Source organism: Aminiphilus sp. (genome assembly GCF_029975095.1).
In the GTDB taxonomy this organism is placed as follows: Bacteria; Synergistota; Synergistia; order Synergistales; family Aminiphilaceae; genus Aminiphilus.
Genome location: NZ_JARKPW010000227.1, coordinates 1 through 15,603, shown reverse-complemented (window position 1 = coordinate 15,603; position 15,603 = coordinate 1). Strand labels below are relative to the sequence as shown.

Here is a 15,603-nt window from a genome sequence, read left to right as displayed (position 1 = left end):
CGGAACTCATCGGCTTTTCCTCAAGGATCTTGCCTTCAAGGATCTCGGTCTCCTCGTCATCGACGAAGAGCATCGGTTCGGCGTCTTGCACAAGGAAAACCTGAAGGAACGCTATCCTTGCGTGGATGTTCTGACTTTGTCTGCTACGCCCATTCCGAGGACGCTGCAGCTTTCACTGCAGAACCTGCGGAGCATTTCGCTCATCACGACGCCGCCGCGCTTCAGACATCCCGTGATCTCCATCGTGAGTCCCTGGAACGATGGCCTCGTGAAAAAAGTGATTCTTCGCGAACTGGCTCGAGGCGGGCAGGCCTTTTTCGTGCACAACCGGATAGGCACCATCACTCAATGCGTTCGGCATTTGCGCACCCTCCTCCCGGAGGCGCGCTTTCTCGTAGCACACGGCAGAATGCCCGATCGGGAGCTCGAACGGACAATGCTCGCCTTCGCGGAAGGCGAGGCGGATATTCTCGTGTGTACAACCATTATTGAGAGCGGGCTCGACATGCCGAGGGCCAACACTCTCGTCGTGGATAATGCTCAGGATTTCGGTTTGGCCCAGCTCTATCAGTTGCGCGGTAGGGTCGGTCGCAGAAACGAACAGGCCTTCGCTTTCTTTCTCCATCCCGAGGGTATCGCCATGACCAGAGAAGCGACGGAACGTCTCGACGCCATAGGCAGCCTCGACGCCTTGGGTATGGGGTACCAGCTTGCGGAAAAGGATTTGCAGATCCGAGGCGGAGGGGACCTGCTCGGACCTGCGCAGCACGGTCACATCGAACGGATCGGGTTTCATCTGTATTGCTCATTGCTGGAGAAACACATAGCCCGTATCCGCGGTGTCGAGCAGGGGGAGACTCGCGTGGAAATGGTCGACTATCCGGGCATTCCCGCCTCCTATATTCCTCAGGAGGGCGTTCGCATCACGCTCTATCGCCGACTTCTCCGTGCGGGAGATGTGTCTGATCTCTCCGCGCTTGAGGAAGAGACCAGAGACCGTTTTGGTTCTTTTCCGGAGAGCGTCGGCGTTCTCTTTGCCCTGGCGAAGGTTCGTGTACTGGGTGCTCGGTTCGGGGTACAATACGTCCGTTCGTCCCGTGAACGAACGAGTGTCTCCGGAAGTCCGGAGACGGCGGACCGCCTGGCATCGGAACTCAGGGGATGGAAACGAAAAGCGGGGGAACTCGAAGGACCGGGCGCGCCCAAGGGCATTCTCGACCTGGAAGCCTGTTTCGAGAGAATGTCCGGCGTTTGAAGGGCAGAGAACGACAACGCATGACGGCTTTCTCGTGTGCAAAGACACACGGGAGCGGGCAAGGGAGGGACGGAAAATGAACGAAACGGCTGGTGGCGACGGTGCATTCTGCGAACTCGTCGCCATCATGGAGACGCTGAGATCTCCCGGGGGCTGTCCCTGGGACAGCGAGCAGTCCTGGAAAACACTGCGTCCCTATCTCGTCGAGGAAGCATACGAGCTCATCGACGCCATTGATGGAGACGATGTTCTGGGCGTTCTCGAGGAATGTGGAGATGTGCTTCTCCAGGTTGTCTTCATCGCGCAGATCGCAAAAGAGAAGGGACTTTTCACCATAGAGGATGTGGCACGTCATATTGGGGAAAAACTGGTGCGTCGTCATCCTCACGTGTTCGGCGAACTGACCGTGGAGAACAGTGCGGAGGTGAGCCGGAACTGGGAGAAAATCAAGGCGGGGGAACGGAAAGCCTCCAAACGAAACACTTCCGTTCTCGCCGGAGTTCCTCAGGGATTGCCCGCGGCCCTCAGGGCATTTCAGATCCAGGAACGAGCAGCGAAAGTAGGTTTCGACTGGCCCGAGGGTGATCCCGAACCCGTTCTCGAAAAAGTTCGTGAGGAAGCGGAGGAGCTTTTGGTCGCCTTCAGGGATGGAAAAACCGGGGAGATAGAGGAAGAGCTGGGAGATCTCCTTTTCGCTGTGGTAAACTTTGGTCGGCATCTTGGGTTCAACGCCGAGATGGTTCTTCAGAAGGCGAACGACAAGTTTGTCCGCCGTTTTATGCGCATGGAACAGGCGGTGGCGCAAGAAGGCGGTTCGTGGAAGAGCTACTCGCTCGAAGCACTGGAAGAACTCTGGCAACGTGCGAAGCAGCATGTGGGTTGACGAATCGCAGGGAACTCGGTTGGGAGGGAAGATGGTTGGAGTATAACAAGAACGGGATTCCACGATACGACGGAAGAAAACGTGAGGCACAGAGAGAAAAGGGCGAGGGAACAGGAAAGGCCGCAACGCCCGGATCCGCTGTTCGGAATTCGCTGAAAAAGGGCATTACGGAGACTGCACTGCGTGACGCTCATCAATCCATCATGGCCACACGGTTGCGTACGGAGGATATGCTTCCCGTGGCGGAACTGATGGATGAGGTTGGATACCACTCTCTCGAAGTGTGGGGGGGCGCCACTTTCGACACGTGCATGCGCTTTCTCGACGAGGATCCCTGGGAGAGGTTGCGGGTGCTCCGAAAGCGCTTTAAGAAGACGAAGCTTCAGATGCTCCTCCGCGGCCAGAATCTTGTGGGGTACCGACATTATGCGGACGACGCCGTTCGAGAGTTCGTCAAGCGGGCCGTCGGAAACGGTCTCGACATCATCCGTATTTTCGATGCCCTGAACGACCTCAGAAACATGGAGATTGCCGCGGACCAGGTGAAAAAGGAAGGTGCACACTTGCAGCTTTGCCTTTCCTACACAATCTCTCCGTTTCACTCCCTGGAGAGATTCACCGAGCAAGCCGTCGCGTTGCAGCAGATGGGTGCGGACTCCCTCTGTATAAAGGACATGGCCGGTCTCATCAGCCCGGTTGATGCGGCGCGACTCGTGAGCGCCATCAAGGCCAAAACGGGGCTTCCCCTGCAGCTGCACAGTCATTACACGAGTGGGATGGCCGCCATGGCCTACTTGGCCGGTCTTGAGGCCGGAGCGGATGTGGTGGACTGTGCCATCTCACCTTTTGCCATGGGCACCAGCCAGCCGGCCACCGAGACGATGGTCGCCGCCCTTGGCGGAGGCCGACTCGATACGGGTATCACCCTGGAGAAACTTGTTCCGGTTTCGAAGTACTTCAAAGAAATGCAGCAGAAGTACAGCAAGCTCATCATGGGACTGCAGGGTGTGGACGTGAACGTCCTTCTCTACCAGATTCCCGGAGGCATGTATTCCAATCTTGTGAGCCAGCTCAAGGAACAAAACTCGCTGGACAAGCTTGACGACGTGCTCAGGGAAGTGCCTCTCGTGCGGAAAGAAATGGGCTATCCTCCACTTGTGACTCCCACGAGCCAGATCGTGGGAACCCAGGCGACGGTGAACGTCCTCGTGGGAAAACGATGGAAGGTCGTTCCCAAGGAAGTAAAAATGTATTTCCTCGGCTATTACGGACGTCCTCCCGCAGCGGTGGACCCCGAAATCGAAAAACTTGTCATCGGCGAAGAAATCCCCATCACCTGTCGTCCCGGAGAGAAGCTCGAACCGGAGATGGCCGCCGCGAGAGAAATCATTGCTCCCTTCGTTCTGCAGCCAGAGGACGTGTTGAGCTATGTCCTTTTCCCTTCCGTGGCGAAAGATTTTCTCATGTTGAAATACGCGAGGGAAATGAAACGCGATCTCGGATTCGAGCGGACCGTGGAGAATGCCGTTTATCCGGTGTAGCGCGCGTGGACGCGGAATGTCGGAAAACATCTCCTGAACGCACATGGAACCAATAGAAAAGTAACCCGGGGAGGGGAAAACAACGTGACGACCACGGAGAAAATTCTTGAAGTCATCGGGGCGAAAATCCGTCCCGCATTGCAGAGTCATGGTGGAGATATCGACTTCGTCGGCTTTGACGATGCGGTCGGACAGGTCACTGTCCGGCTTACTGGAGCGTGCGGAGGGTGTCCTTTTGCCCAGGAGACCCTCCGGCGGCAGGTCGAGGCCGTGTTGAAGCAGGAAATCCCGGAAATCGTGACGGTTACGCGGGAATAGGGAGAATTCGTTCTCTTGAACACCGACACGGTCTCCGAGATCGTCCAGCAAAATGGTTCGTTCCTCTGGACCACCTCCGCGACGAAGGAGGTTCTCACTCGTTTTCTCGGACAACACGACGAGAATCTCCGGCTCATTGAGGAACGTTATCCTGTTCGCCTCGTCTCGCGGGGCGAACAGATTCTTGTCCAGGGACCCGACGCGAATGTGGTGGGAATAGTGGCGGAGCTTGTGAAGGAGCTGTTTCTCGCCGCCTCCAAGGGACAGCGTATCACGCCTTCTGAGATCCGTTACGCTATGGACGTTCTTGCTCAGGGAGAATCTCCGGACATCGCATCGCTCCTGGACGACGTCATCTGTTTTTCCGCCCGGGGAAAGCCTGTACGTCCCCGAACACTCGGGCAGAAGCGGTACATACGGGTCATTTCCGAGAACCACGTGACCTTCGCCATCGGTCCCGCCGGGACGGGGAAGACCTATCTCGCCGTGGCCGTGGCCGTGGCGGCCTTGAAAGCTCAGACGGTGAACCGCATCGTGCTTGTCCGGCCTGCCGTTGAAGCGGGCGAGAGTCTTGGATTTCTCCCGGGCGACCTGAAAGAGAAAATCGAACCGTATCTTCGTCCTCTCTATGATGCGTTCTATGAACTTCTTTCTCCGGAAAAATTTCATCGCTACGTGGAAAAGAACGTCATCGAAATAGCACCGCTCGCCTACATGCGTGGACGAACGCTGAACGACAGCTTCATCATTCTCGATGAAGCGCAGAACACCACGCCGGAGCAGATGAAGATGTTTCTCACGCGCATGGGGTTCGGTTCCAAGGCGGTCGTCACGGGCGACATCACCCAGGTGGACCTTCCCCAAGGGAAGGAGTCCGGACTCGTCAGCGTGCAGAGAATTTTGAGGGACATCGCAGGTATCGACTTCTGTATGCTCACCAATTGCGATGTGGTTCGCCACGAAATCGTGCAGCGGATTGTGCAGGCCTATGAAAACTACGAACAACAAAGACAAGAACGGACATAACCGAGACGGAGACCTTGCGTCTTCCCTGAAGGGAAAAACAAGCGTGCTTTGGGCCGTAAGGAGCATGATCGTGCTTCTGGCGGCCCTTCTCTCGATTCTGAATTGGCGTGTCGAGGGGAGCCGCTACGGCTTTGCCGTTGATTCTCCCGCGTCGAGAACGTTTCTTGCCGTGAATTCAATGCGTTATTTCGATGCCGTTACCACGGAGGCAATGAAAAAGAGAATTTCCGAGCGCGTTGTCGGTGTCTTCGTCCAGAACCCTCGCCTCATCAATGATGCGCTGCATAACCTCGAAGCGATTTCCGTCAACAGGGAATCACTTCTGCAGGTTCTCTCCCCTTCTTTGATCGACGTGCTGGAATCCCTCAACGAGACACGGAGAGGCAAGATTCTGGAGGAAATACGACGAATCGGCATGGCGCTCCTCAACGAGACTTTCCAGGAAGAGCAGCGGGCCACGCTGATCTGGGACAGGCTGGATGAGTCGGAGTTGGAATGGCCGGAGAAGAATATCGTCTACCAAGTTCTGGATCAGTTGCTGCTCCATACGCAACAGAAAGATCTCAATCTCACCTGGAGACTCCGTCGGGAAATGGAGGACTCGGTGCAACCCATCGAGAGAACGCTCTTGGTGGGCGATGTCATCGTTGAGAAAGGGGAGCGCATCACTCCTTTCGCGGCAAGTCTTCTCAAGGCTCAGGGGTACACCGAATCCGCCTTCCCTTATCGCCATCTGTTGCTCACAGTGGTCGTCGCGTTTTTGTGGAGTCTCTGGCTTTCCTCCGGATTGCCCGAGTCCAGAGGAAGCCCCGAGAACGTGAAACAATGGCTTTATGTTCTCCTTCTGCTTGCTCTTGCGTGGGTCATAGAAATCGCGGCGGTCTATTTCCGCGTCGGCGGTCTCAGTTCGCTCGCCCTCGCAGGATGGGCGTATCTTACCTTACCGGCGGGATTCGCCTTTCATCTTGCCCTCGGCGGAAGTGCGCTGGGCGCGCTCGTCGCGGCGGGCATGTCGCTGAATCAGATGGCTCTTATCGTCATGGTCGCCGCAGTGGTGAGCGGGATAGGATACTTCCGATTCCATCAGATCCAGAGTCGGGTACAGCTCTGGCGGGAACTGTTTCTGTTGGGAATACTCGCTTCCTGTATTGAACTCTTTATTTTCTGGAGCAACCAGGAGACGCTTTCCCTGGAATTTTTTCTCCGTTTTGTCGGAGCGGGTGCTTTTCTCAGTGCTTTCGTGCTTGCCACACTCCCTTTCTGGGAGAACCTCTTCGATGTTCTTTCGCCACTTCGCTTGATCGAATTGAGTCATCCCTCCAGCCCACTTCTCAAACGTCTTCAGATCGAGGCTCCTGGAACGTACCACCACACCCTTATGGTCGGAACGCTCGCAGAGGCTGCGGCGGATCGGCTGGGGCTGAACAGCCTCCTCGTGAAGGCCGGTGCATACTATCACGACATCGGCAAGCTTCGACGACCGCATTTTTTTGTCGAAAACCAAATGTACGGAGAAAATGCCCACGATGGCATGGCGCCTTCTCTTTCTTCGTTGGTCATCATCTCTCATGTGCGGGACGGTTATGAGCTTGCTGCTGAATACCACTTGCCCGCGCTCGTGAAACGATTCATTCTGGAACATCACGGCACGACGTGCCTGTCTTATTTCTACCGCAAGGCTGTCAGCAAAGGCGATACGGTACCGAGGGAACAGTTTTGTTATCCCGGCCCGCGACCTCAATCGAAAGAGACGGGACTCGTTATGTTCGCCGACTCCGTGGAGGCCGCAGTGCGCGCCGCAGGTGGCAGCATCGCCGACCTTCGTGACTTGGAACGCACGGTTCAGGATGTGATGGATTCGAAACTGCGGGAAGAACAATTCATGGATGTGGACTTTACGCTCCGGGATCTCCGACTCATTCGGGAGGCATTTGTCGCGACGCTTCGTTCCATGTACCATTCTCGCCAGGTCCGAGCACTTGTCGAAGAAAAAACGCCTGTCGTGAAGGGAGCCTAGTCTTATGGTGAGAGTAGAAATTGCCGGAGAAGAACATCTTTCCTCCCGATATCGTCTTTCCGAAAATGAGAGGGAACTCCTCGGTGCGCTCTTCCGTCGTGTCATCTCGGAAGTAGCTCCCCAACTGACCGGACATGGGGGCGTGGAGGTCTCGGTGAACATCCTCCCCGAGGCGGAGATGGCAGAGATTAACTTGCAGTATCGCTCAGAGGAGGGCCCGACGGACGTCTTGTCATTCCCTTTCTGGGAAGATTCCGGAGACTTTTCTCCACCTTCGCAGGCATGGCCGGAACTGCCGCTCGGCGACATTGTGGTGTGTGCGGAACAGGTGGAGAGAAATGCTGCGGATCATGGAGTATCTTTTCTGGACGAATACATCCTCGTCATTGTTCATGGGTTCCTCCATCTGATCGGATTCGACCATGACACGGAGGAGAAGGAGCGTCACATGTGGAGCCTCCAGGAGAGGTATGCCAACGAATTGAAGTTGCTTCTGGAGAAAAACCGCAGCGGCGAGCCCGATCCGCATACAAAGGGGGCTTGATGTCCCAGTGAGCGGCAACGTGACCGCAGGCCTGTTTCTTCTCCTTGCCTTCCTTCTGCTTTCGGCTCTTTTCAGCGCCACGGAAACGGCGACGAGTTCCATAGGCAAGGCGAGGCTGCAGACCCTGCAGGAAAGACATCCTCGCCGAAGACGTTCCCTCCGCTGGCTGGCAGAGGACGTGCACGGCGTGCTTACGGTGACGCTCATCTCGGGCAATCTGGTCAACATCGCCGCTGGTGCCGTCGCCGCAGCACTGTCGATGCGTTTTCTCGGAGGCTGGGGCATCGTGCTCGCCATCCTGACCATGACGTTTCTCATCGTAGTCTTCGGCGAAATCCTTCCCAAAAGCCTCGCCATGAGCCATTCCGAGAAAGTGCTCGCCGACGCGCTTCCTCTCGTCAGAATCGCACACATCCTCCTGAGTCCGCTCGTCTGGGCCGTTGCGGGGATCATGCGTCTCATCAGCTACATGACTGGAATCGATCTTTCGCCGCGTCACGCCTTTGTCACACGGGAGGAAATCGAGCAAATGATCGCCATGGGACAGGAATCAGGCGCCCTCGAAGAAGGCGAGCGACGCATGATCTCGGGAGTCATCGCTTTCGAGGAGACCAGGGCCTACGAGATCATGATTCCCAGAACGGACATGGTGGCCATTCCCAAGGAAATGAGTGTCGCCGAGGCCGTGACGATCTTCCGGGAAAACGGTCATTCCAGGGTCCCCATCTATGAGGGTAACCTCGACAGGATCGTGGGAATTCTTTACGTCAAAGAGATCATTGACGCTCTCGCATCGGGGAAGACAGACATTGCCGTCTTCGATATCCGACGCGAGCCGTTGTTCATTCCGGAAGTCATCCGTATTGCGGAGCTTTTCGACCTCATGAAGCGAAAACGCGTCCACATGGCTATCGTGGTGGATGAATACGGTGGAACCGCCGGGTTGGTCACATTGGAAGATCTCCTCGAAGAGATCGTCGGTGAAATCCAGGACGAATATGACGAGGAAGTGCCGGCAATCCAGCAGGACGGAACTGGAAGCTACATCGTCCAGGGCCATGTTAATCTGGAGGATTTGAGCGACGGTCTTTCCTACGTGTTCCATTCAGAAGATGCGGACAGTGTAGCAGGACTCGTCCTCTCCCTCTCCGGGAGTTTTCCTGAAGAAGGGCAACGACTTGCCTACGGTCCCTGGAACATTGATGTTCTGGCGGTGGAGGACCACCGAATCCGGGTGCTGCGTTTTGTCCGCCGGGACGAGCAGGAAGGAGAAGATGCATGATCACCGGATATGATTCCGGTAATTTTTCCGAAGATCCGTTTCGAACCGTTTCCGCGATGACACCGGAGCAACTGCTCCATTACGCCGCGGAAGCCGGCGAGAAAGCCTACGCTCCGTACTCGCATTTTCATGTCGGCGCTGCTCTCGTCACGGAGAGTGGGCGTCTCTTCTTCGGGTGCAATGTGGAAAACGGAAGTTTCGGCATGACAATTTGTGCGGAGCGAGGAGCTGTCGCCGCCTGGAGGGTCGCTGGAGGTGATCTTCCCGTGGCCGTGGCCGTGGTCGGCCGTAGGGGAATTCCCTGCATGCCTTGTGGCGCCTGCAGGCAGGTGCTCGCGGAATTCAATCCCGCCCTTCGCATCGTGCTTGAAGAAGGAGCATCCTTCCGGATCTTTTCCCTGGGAGAATTGCTCCCCTTCGCTTTTGCCCTGAGGGACGACGATGCTCGACGATAAGAAGGTTTTCCGCTCGGGATTCGTCGCTCTCCTGGGCAGACCGAACGTGGGTAAATCCTCACTCGTCAACCGACTTCTCCGGGAGAAGGTGAGTATCGTCTCCCCCGTTCCCCAGACCACACGGCACTCGTTGCGCTGCATCCTCACCACCGAACGGTCACAGATCGTCTTTGTGGACACGCCGGGTTTTCACGAGCCCCATCACGCCCTGGGAGAGTACATGATGCAACGGGCACGGGATGCCGTTGAAGATGCGGATTGCGTTTGTCTGATTCTCGACGCGGGAAGACCCGAGGGGGGAGCTGAGGAGGAACTTCTCCGGAAAGTCCTCCAGGGGATTTCCACTCCCCGTATTCTTGTAGTGAACAAAATCGATCTCCTCTCCGAACCGAAAGATCTCGACCGGATCGTTTCCGCCTGGTCCTCGCTTTCTCCTGAGGTAGTCGTCACTGTCTCCGCTACGCGAGGAGACAATCTCGACGCGTTGCTCGAAGCTATCGAAGCACTCCTGCCGGAAGCACCTCCGCTCTATCCGGAGGACATGCTCATGGATCAGTCCGAGCGCTTTCTCGCCAGCGAATGTATCCGGGAAAAAGCTTTTCTCGCCCTTCGGGATGAAATTCCCCACGGAATCACCGTTGTGGTGGAGGAATACAAAACGCCCGAGGAATATCCCGACAGAACGACTGCCTACATTCGGGCCATTCTCTATGTGGAGCGGGAAAACCACAAGGGAATTGTCATCGGCGAGAGCGGGAAGAAATTGAAACATATCGGTCTTCTGGCAAGGAAGGAACTCGAAAAGCGTCTCGGCTTCCCGGTGTATCTCGATCTGTGGGTCAAGGTCCGTCCCAAGTGGCGACGTTCTCCTCAGGATCTCCGCAGATTCGGCTATGAATCGTAGGGTTTCGGACGAAGACGATGCAGGGTTTTGTCTCGGCCTCGGGAGTGGTTCTCCGCAGGCAGGACTCCCCGGAGGGAAACCGCTCTCTCTATGTTCTTCTCAAAGGCATGGGCCCCTTCTGGGTGACTGCCATGGGGGCGGGAAAGGGACGCTCCCGGTTGGGAGGGGCCACGGAACCTCTGGTATGGGGTCTTTTTCATCTCTATAAAGGGCCCACGCGCTATTATCTTCGCGAGATGGACGTGAAGGACGACCTTTGGCCGATCAGGACGGAGGGCAGGGTGTTACGGCGCGCTCTCGCATGGAACCGGCTCATCTCCGAACTGGTTCTTCCCCAACACCCCTGTGACGATCTCCTCGCTCACTTCTACTGGACACTCCATATTCTCGCGGGCGGCGGGCCTCGTCTCTTTTTTCCCCTGGAATGGCGGTTTTTGTGGCGCTGGTTACATTTATGGGGTCGAGCTCCCGATTTCCGAATCTGCAGCGGTTGCGGAAGATCGCTGTCGTCGTTTTCGCCTGTACTTCTCACAGAGCAGGGAATCCTTTGTTCCCTTTGTCCAGCTGCGGCGGGAATGAAAGTTTCCCTTCCACCGCTCTTCTTGCAGGAGTTGCGGAGTGCTGCTATTCTTCCGAGAGGCGATTTTCTCCAGGTGCAGTTATCGCAGAATTTTCCGAAAGAATGGGACAACGCGAACAGAATACTTGAATCGATACTTCGGCGGACCTATTGACGTGCGATCTCCGGGATGTTCCTCGACGAGGGGAGTGGGCACGCGAAGGATTTTGAGTCGGGAGGGACAGGGCATGAACTTTCAGGACATCATTATGCGTTTGGAACGCTTTTGGGCGGAACAGGGGTGCGTCGTCCAGCAACCCTACGATCTTGAGGTAGGAGCCGGTACGATGAATCCCGCCACAACCCTGCGTGTGCTCGGTCCCGAGCCGTGGCGGGTCGCCTACGTCGAACCGTCCCGACGCCCTACGGACGGCCGCTACGGGGAAAACCCGAACCGCCTGCAGCACTATTATCAATATCAGGTGATCGTCCAGCCCGCTCCGGAGAATATTCAGGATCTTTATCTGGACAGTCTCCGTGCGCTGGGCATCGATCCCGCGGAACACGACATTCGTTTTGTTGAAGACGACTGGGAATCGCCCACCATCGGCGCATGGGGACTGGGCTGGGAAGTGTGGCTCGACGGCATGGAGATCACTCAGTTCACCTATTTTCAGCAGGTAGGCGGTATCGATATGGATCTCGTTCCCGCCGAGCTGACCTACGGCATCGAACGAATCGCCATGTTCGTCCAGAAGGTGGACAGCGTGTACGACCTGACCTGGGTCGGTGACGTCACCTATGGCGACGTGCATCACCAGGGTGAGGTCGAACATTCCATGTACAACTTCGACGAATCCGATGCTGCCATGCTTTTTCAGCTGTTCTCCATGTACGAGAAAGAATCCGGCCGCATGATAGAAAAGGGACTCGTCCTCCCCGCGTATGACTACGTCCTGAAATGTTCCCACACGTTCAATCTGTTGGATGCCCGGAACGCCATCAGCGTCACGGAACGGACCGGTTACATCGGACGGGTGCGTGCGCTGGCGAGCAAGTGTTGCCAGGCCTATGTCGCGCAGCGCGAGCAGATGGGATATCCGCTCGCGACGAAGTTTGCCCGGTAGAAAGGGGTGTCCTCCATGGTGGAACGCGATTTGCTGCTTGAAATAGGCACGGAAGAGATCCCTGCGCGCTTTGCGAGTTGGGTTCTGGAAGAAATTCTTCGGCTCGCCGAAGCCGAATTGAACGCTGCCCATCTCTCCGTGGGAGGTATGGAGAGTTTCGCCACACCTCGGCGTATCGCCCTTTTCCTCCGAAAAGTTCCGGAACGCCAGCAGGATACGGTTCAGGAACTGCGGGGTCCCGCCTGGAATCAGGCGTTTGATGCCAACGGAAATCCTACGAATGCCGCACGGGGATTTGCGAGAAGCAGAAACGTCGCCGTCGAGGACCTCATCCAGAAAAACGTGGGGGGAGTCGACTACGCTTTCGCGGTGACGAGGACGGAAGGCTGCCTTTCCAGAGACGTATTTCTCGACGTTCTGCCACGTATCGTGAAGCGGATCGTCTTTCCCAAGAACATGTACTGGGATGATCCCTCTTTCCGCTTTGCCCGTCCTGTGCGCTGGCTCCTCTGCCTCTGGGGATCCGAAGTCCTCCCTCTTGTCGTCGGAAAGTACACGGCGGGAAGGACGACCCACGGCCATCGCTTCATGGGGCAGAAAACGCTGGAGATTCCTGACGCGAAGGAGTACATGGACATTCTCTACGACAATTACGTGATCGTGGACCAGCGCAAGCGCAAGGAAAAAATGCTCAGTGGAATCGCGGCTCTGGAGAAAGAGATCGGTGGAAAGGCAGACCTCTCCCAGGAGCTCATCGAGGAAAACCTCTTTCTCGTCGAGTATCCTGTCCCGTTCTACGGGACTTTCGATCAGAGTTACCTGGACATTCCCGCCGAGGCGCTCACCACCACCATGGGACACCATCAGCGCTATTTCCCTGTTCGTGACGCGGAGGGGAAGCTCAAACCCTTCTTCATCGGTGTCAGCAACAACAGGGCCTCGAACATGAACGTGGTGCGGGAGGGAAACGAGCGTGTTCTCCGGGCACGTCTCTCTGATGCCTCCTTTTTCTGGAAAGAGGATCAGAAACGCCCCCTCGCAAGCCGCGTGGAAGAGCTGCGGACCATTCTCTATCAGGAACGCCTCGGATCCGTGTACGATAAAGTGCAACGCGCCCGCGCTCTTGCTCTCGAAGTCGGTCGGCGCCTTGGACTCGGCGAGGAAGATCTCCTGCTGCTCGACAAGGCGGCGGCTATTTCTAAAGCCGATACGGTGACGCATATGGTTTACGAATTTCCAGAACTCCGCGGTATCATGGGAAGAGAGTACGCCCGCCGCAGCGGAGAACCCGAGAGGATAGCCAGAGCACTTCAGGAACAGTATCTCCCTGTCTTTGCGGGAGATCGACTTCCCACGGATGTGCTTGGAGCACTTTTGGGAATCGGGGATCGTCTGGACACCATCGTGGCCTGTCACAAGGTGGGACTCGAACCGACGGGTTCCCAGGATCCCTACGGACTCAGGCGGGCCGCAAGATGCATCAACGAACTGCTCTGGGGTATGAATCTCGATGTGGACATGAAGGAAATGGTGCTAGAAGCCTCCGCCTGCCTGGATATTTCGCCGGAAATCATCGAACGTGTCTACGAGTTCCTGAGGCAGCGAACTACGGTGCAGCTTCGCGAAAAAGGTTTTTCCCACGCGACAGTCACCATTGCTATGCAGGTTGCCTGGCAACGTCCGCTTCAGGCCTTGCGTCTCGCGGAAAGTTTTGCCACGGTCGAACAGGAGGCGTGGTTCGACGGGCTTGTTACCGCCGCCGTGAGGGTGCGAAACATCCTCTCCAAGACCGCTGCGATGCCTCCCGAATGGAATGAAGCGCTTCTCCGCGAACCCGCGGAGCGTGCACTCGCCGAAGCGGTCGTCAAGATCGTCCCCGAGGTGGAACGCACGCTTGCGGTATGTGCGTGGAACGAGTTGACACATGTCCTTTCCCAGTTGGAGCCTGCCATCACGACTTTCTTCGAGGAAACGCTCGTCATGGCGGAGGACGAAGAGCTCCGTCGCAACAGACTCTGCCTTCTCTCGCGGTGCCACGAACTCTTTCTCCATGTGGGGGATTTGAGCCGATTGAGAAAATAGACGAACAGGAAGCACCACGCCTTTGATTGCTTTAGAAAAGTTGCTGGTACAATACGGAGGAAGCGGAACAGGCGTTCCGCTTCCTCCTGCCACAAGGAAAGGGGACAAAAACATGTCGATTCCTCTGTTTGTGGTCTCGGACTTCACTGGAGAGACGGCGGAACATGTTGCTCGCGCTGCGTCGACTCAGTTCAACCTGGATGCGACGGAGTTCTCTCGTTTCCGCTATATAAACACCGAAGAGCGGATGCTTGAGGTCATCCGGAACGCTCAGGAAAAGCAAGCCGTGGTCATCTGCACTCTCGTGGATCACCAATTGCGGCGCATGTTTCTGGAAAAAACCGAGGAACTCGGCGTGGACGTAGTGGATGTCCTAGGTCCCATCCTTGATGTCCTCCAACGCCGGATCGGTACCGCACCTATGGAAACACCTGGACTGCTTCGGCGAATGGATGAGGAGTACTTCAAACGGGTCAAGGCCATTGAGTTTGCGATCAAATGTGACGACGGAAAAAGTCCGGAACTCCTTACAAACGCGGGGCTCGTCATCATCGGTGTTTCCAGGACCAGCAAGACCCCCCTCTCCATGTACATGGCACACAAAGGTGTCATGGCCGCCAATATTCCTCTCGTCCCGGAGGCGGATCCTCCGAAAGAACTTTTCTCTTTGCCGTCGGAACGGATCGTGGGGCTCACGATCCAGCCGGAGAAGCTGATCAACATACGCAGAGAACGGTTACGCGTTCTGGGGCTCGATGTGGAAGTCTCCAATTACGCTCAATGGGAACGAGTGGAGGAGGAGCTTTCCTTTGCCAGGAGTGTTTTCCGAAAGACCGGCTGCCGGACTTTCGATGTCACGAACAGGGCCATCGAGGAAACGGCGCAGGAAATTCTCGATTACTTGAGGGAGTGAAGCGACGGAAATTCGGGAGGAGGTCGTGTTCAGTGGTGAATGCACAAGGCAAATACGTCTACGATTTCCACGAGGGCAATGCGGAGATGAAAGCGCTTCTGGGCGGCAAAGGGGCCAATTTGGCGCAGATGTGGCAACTCGGTCTTCCCGTACCCCCAGGATTCATCATCACCACCGAGGCGTGTAAGAAATACTGGTCCGACGAACAAGGATTGATGGATCTTATATGGCCCGAAGTGCAGGAAGCGTTGGCCCGGCTGGAGAAAACGACACAAAAGACCTTCGGCGGCGGAGAAATGCCGTTGCTCGTCTCGGTTCGCTCGGGTGCTCCCGTTTCAATGCCCGGCATGATGGATACCATCCTGAACCTCGGTCTCAACGACGACACGGTGGAACGCCTCGCCGTCGCCTCGGGCGACAGGCGTTTTGCCCTGGACAGTTATAGACGGTTCATTCAGATGTTTTCCGACGTCGTTCTCGGTATTGAAATCGGCGAGTTCGAATTTTTGTTGAACCAGACCAAGCGAAAAAGAAATCTCACACATGATCATCAGATTCCAGCGGACGCCTTGAAAGAACTCATCGACAATTACAAGAAGGTGGTCAAGAAATCCACCGGGCAGGAATTTCCAAGCGATCCCTGGACGCAACTCAGAAAAGCCGTGGAGGCCGTCTTCAAGAGCTGGAACACACAGAG

At 56.2% G+C, this 15,603-nt stretch carries 15 protein-coding genes; all 15 read left to right on the top strand.

Features of this window, described 5'->3' with window-relative positions:
* Nucleotides 1-1,255, top strand: a 1,255-nt coding sequence (locus Q1K49_RS14035; RefSeq protein ID WP_300526595.1) for a helicase-related protein, incomplete at its 5' end; no start/stop codon positions are given.
* A gap of 76 nt (nucleotides 1,256-1,331) precedes the next feature.
* Complete coding sequence (gene mazG / locus Q1K49_RS14030; protein WP_300526594.1) at nucleotides 1,332-2,138, top strand: nucleoside triphosphate pyrophosphohydrolase; 807 nt, start codon at nucleotides 1,332-1,334, stop codon at nucleotides 2,136-2,138.
* A 152-nt stretch (nucleotides 2,139-2,290) separates the two neighbouring features.
* Nucleotides 2,291-3,679, top strand: coding sequence for a pyruvate carboxylase subunit B (locus Q1K49_RS14025; protein WP_300526598.1), 1,389 nt, complete (start codon nucleotides 2,291-2,293; stop codon nucleotides 3,677-3,679).
* A gap of 84 nt (nucleotides 3,680-3,763) precedes the next feature.
* Nucleotides 3,764-3,997, top strand: coding sequence for a NifU family protein (locus Q1K49_RS14020; protein WP_213692747.1), 234 nt, complete (start codon nucleotides 3,764-3,766; stop codon nucleotides 3,995-3,997).
* Between the two features lie 39 nt (nucleotides 3,998-4,036).
* Entirely contained in the window at nucleotides 4,037-5,023 is a 987-nt protein-coding gene (locus tag Q1K49_RS14015; RefSeq protein WP_300526597.1) for a PhoH family protein, read from the top strand.
* 64 nt (nucleotides 5,024-5,087) lie between these two features.
* Nucleotides 5,088-7,040 (top strand): HDIG domain-containing metalloprotein, encoded by a 1,953-nt coding sequence (locus tag Q1K49_RS14010; RefSeq protein WP_300526593.1) that lies wholly within the window; start codon nucleotides 5,088-5,090, stop codon nucleotides 7,038-7,040.
* Between the two features lie 4 nt (nucleotides 7,041-7,044).
* Nucleotides 7,045-7,584: an rRNA maturation RNase YbeY gene (ybeY, locus tag Q1K49_RS14005; protein WP_300526592.1), complete on the top strand. Its 540-nt coding sequence runs from the start codon at nucleotides 7,045-7,047 to the stop codon at nucleotides 7,582-7,584.
* 7 nt (nucleotides 7,585-7,591) lie between these two features.
* Complete coding sequence (locus Q1K49_RS14000) at nucleotides 7,592-8,866, top strand: hemolysin family protein (protein ID WP_300526591.1); 1,275 nt, start codon at nucleotides 7,592-7,594, stop codon at nucleotides 8,864-8,866.
* A complete protein-coding gene (locus Q1K49_RS13995) occupies nucleotides 8,863-9,321 on the top strand; it encodes a cytidine deaminase (protein WP_300526590.1) in 459 nt (152 codons plus the stop codon). Before Q1K49_RS14000 ends, Q1K49_RS13995 begins: the two co-directional genes overlap by 4 nt.
* Nucleotides 9,308-10,225: a GTPase Era gene (gene era, locus Q1K49_RS13990; protein WP_300526589.1), complete on the top strand. Its 918-nt coding sequence runs from the start codon at nucleotides 9,308-9,310 to the stop codon at nucleotides 10,223-10,225. Before Q1K49_RS13995 ends, era begins: the two co-directional genes overlap by 14 nt.
* Nucleotides 10,226-10,242: 17 nt before the next feature.
* Nucleotides 10,243-10,959 (top strand): DNA repair protein RecO C-terminal domain-containing protein, encoded by a 717-nt coding sequence (locus tag Q1K49_RS13985; protein WP_300526588.1) that lies wholly within the window; start codon nucleotides 10,243-10,245, stop codon nucleotides 10,957-10,959.
* A 73-nt stretch (nucleotides 10,960-11,032) separates the two neighbouring features.
* Nucleotides 11,033-11,911, top strand: coding sequence for a glycine--tRNA ligase subunit alpha (gene glyQ / locus Q1K49_RS13980; RefSeq protein WP_300526587.1), 879 nt, complete (start codon nucleotides 11,033-11,035; stop codon nucleotides 11,909-11,911).
* Nucleotides 11,912-11,926: 15 nt separating this feature from the next.
* A complete protein-coding gene (glyS, locus tag Q1K49_RS13975; RefSeq protein WP_300526586.1) occupies nucleotides 11,927-13,993 on the top strand; it encodes a glycine--tRNA ligase subunit beta in 2,067 nt (688 codons plus the stop codon).
* A 112-nt stretch (nucleotides 13,994-14,105) separates the two neighbouring features.
* Complete coding sequence (locus Q1K49_RS13970; RefSeq protein ID WP_300526585.1) at nucleotides 14,106-14,906, top strand: pyruvate, water dikinase regulatory protein; 801 nt, start codon at nucleotides 14,106-14,108, stop codon at nucleotides 14,904-14,906.
* Nucleotides 14,907-14,992: 86 nt separating this feature from the next.
* On the top strand, nucleotides 14,993-15,603 hold a 611-nt coding region (locus Q1K49_RS13965), incomplete at its 3' end, for a PEP/pyruvate-binding domain-containing protein (protein WP_300526596.1).

Bases quoted from the DNA above. Each gene is read 5' to 3' on its own strand.
- mazG (WP_300526594.1), top strand. From the start codon at position 1,332: ATGAACGAAACGGCTGGTGGCGACGGTGCATTCTGCGAACTCGTCGCC.
- Q1K49_RS14010 (WP_300526593.1), top strand. From the start codon at position 5,088: ATGATCGTGCTTCTGGCGGCCCTTCTCTCGATTCTGAATTGGCGTGTC.
- ybeY (WP_300526592.1), top strand. From the start codon at position 7,045: ATGGTGAGAGTAGAAATTGCCGGAGAAGAACATCTTTCCTCCCGATAT.
- Q1K49_RS13995 (WP_300526590.1), top strand. From the start codon at position 8,863: ATGATCACCGGATATGATTCCGGTAATTTTTCCGAAGATCCGTTTCGA.
- era (WP_300526589.1), top strand. From the start codon at position 9,308: ATGCTCGACGATAAGAAGGTTTTCCGCTCGGGATTCGTCGCTCTCCTG.
- Q1K49_RS13985 (WP_300526588.1), top strand. From the start codon at position 10,243: ATGCAGGGTTTTGTCTCGGCCTCGGGAGTGGTTCTCCGCAGGCAGGAC.
- glyQ (WP_300526587.1), top strand. From the start codon at position 11,033: ATGAACTTTCAGGACATCATTATGCGTTTGGAACGCTTTTGGGCGGAA.
- glyS (WP_300526586.1), top strand. From the start codon at position 11,927: ATGGTGGAACGCGATTTGCTGCTTGAAATAGGCACGGAAGAGATCCCT.
- Q1K49_RS13970 (WP_300526585.1), top strand. From the start codon at position 14,106: ATGTCGATTCCTCTGTTTGTGGTCTCGGACTTCACTGGAGAGACGGCG.